Origin of the sequence: Streptomyces sp. TBY4 (assembly GCF_024213195.1) — a bacterium.
GTDB lineage: Bacteria > Actinomycetota > Actinomycetes > Streptomycetales > Streptomycetaceae > Streptomyces.
This window is the reverse complement of sequence record NZ_JANAVF010000048.1, coordinates 1-960: the sequence shown is the minus strand read 5'-3', so window position 1 is coordinate 960 and position 960 is coordinate 1. Positions and strand designations below refer to the sequence as shown.

The following is a 960-nucleotide window of genomic DNA, read 5'->3' as shown; positions in this document are numbered from 1 at the left end:
CACTGGGACAGGGGCAGGGACGGGGCGTGGCGGGGGGCGGGCCCTGCGGGGGCCCGAGCAGCGGGCCGCGGCGCTCGCCGAACCCGTCCGCCGGATCGCCCAGCCGTGGCGGGAGGCGCCCGGCGTCGACTACCACCGGCTCTCCGCCGAGGAACACCGCTGGATCTTCGACGAGCTGATCGCGCCGAACTACCTGGCGAACATCACCCCGCAGGACCGGCCGGTCGTGGTGTTCCTGCTGGGGCAGCCCGGCTCCGGCAAGACCCGCATGACACCGATGCTGCGCCGTGCGCTGCGCGGGAGACCCACCCAGATCAGCGGCGGCAACTTCAAGAGCATGCATCCGGACTACCGGCAGCTGCTGAAGGAAGAGCCCCGGACCGCGGGGGAGCGGATCCGGGCGGACTACCGGGCCTGGCAGGCCAGGGCCGAGGCGTACGTACGCCAGCGCCGCGGCGACGCGGTCGTCGAAATGGCCCCCTCCAGCCCATCCGCCCTCCTGAACAGCGTCCTGCTGTACCGGCAGGCCGGCTACCGGGTGGAGCTGGTGGTCCTGGCCGTGCGCGCGGCGGACTCCCGCCAGGGCACAGCCGACCGCTACGCCCAGGTACGACGGCTCGGTGTCAACGACCGCTACACCACCAAGCGCGGGCACAACACCCACTTCGCGGTGCTCCCCGAAGCGGTCGCGGCCGTCGAGGAGATGGGAGCGGCCGACTCGGTCATCGTGCTGCGCCGCGACACCACCGTCCTGTACTCCTCTGCCGCCGAAGCCTCCGTGACACAGGTCCGTGCGCCGGGGGCCGCGGCGCTGCGCGCCGAGCATGCCCGGCCGTACACAGAGCAGGAAGCCGCCGTGTTCTGGGCCGGGCAGCGCCGGCTGCGCCTGGAGATGCCCGAATACCGGGCCGACGTGGAGGAGGTCTCCGCTTTGGCCAGGCCGCTGATGCCCGAGCGGCT

At 73.1% G+C, this 960-nt stretch carries 1 protein-coding gene; it reads left to right on the top strand.

All coding sequences use genetic code 11. From position 1 onward, the window contains the following. Positions 1-960, top strand: a 960-nt coding sequence (locus NLX94_RS38690) for a zeta toxin family protein (RefSeq protein WP_254387989.1), incomplete at both ends; no start/stop codon positions are given.